Origin of the sequence: Acinetobacter sp. TYF_19, assembly GCF_043105125.1 — a bacterium.
In the GTDB taxonomy this organism is placed as follows: Bacteria; Pseudomonadota; Gammaproteobacteria; order Pseudomonadales; family Moraxellaceae; genus Acinetobacter; species Acinetobacter johnsonii.
Genome location: NZ_JBICLH010000027.1, coordinates 1 through 429 on the forward strand (window position 1 = coordinate 1; position 429 = coordinate 429).

General features: G+C 45.9%; 1 pseudogene. It reads left to right on the plus strand.

What is annotated here, in order from left to right:
* Positions 1 to 40: 40 nt before the first annotated feature.
* Positions 41 to 429 (plus strand): annotated as a pseudogene (istB, locus tag ACF8FD_RS03080) (IS21-like element ISAba8 family helper ATPase IstB); the annotation flags it as partial.

Here is a 429-nt window from a genome sequence, read left to right on the forward strand (position 1 = left end):
ATCCCTTATCGGTATATGACCAGTTGCTGGGAGTTTCCTGATGAATCTGCAATACGACCGTATAGAGCAGCTTTGCCAAAAGCTCAATCTGCCTGCCATCGCATCACAATGGTCACATCATGCACAACAAACATTAGGTCAGGATGGAAGTTATGCCGACTTTGTTGAAGCGATCTTGACGCATGAATATGCTGCCAGGCAACAGCGCAGCCAGCAGGTACTGATGAAACTCTCAGGCCTGCCTCAAGTCAAAACCCTGGAAGACTATGATTTTAATTATGCCCTAGGGGCCCCTAAATCACAGGTGATTGAACTGTTCAATCTGAGCTTTATTGCTAGAGCAGAAAATGTGGTGTTTCTCGGGGCTAGCGGAGTAGGAAAAACGCACTTATCTATGGCATTAGGCTATAAGGCCATCATGAACAACAT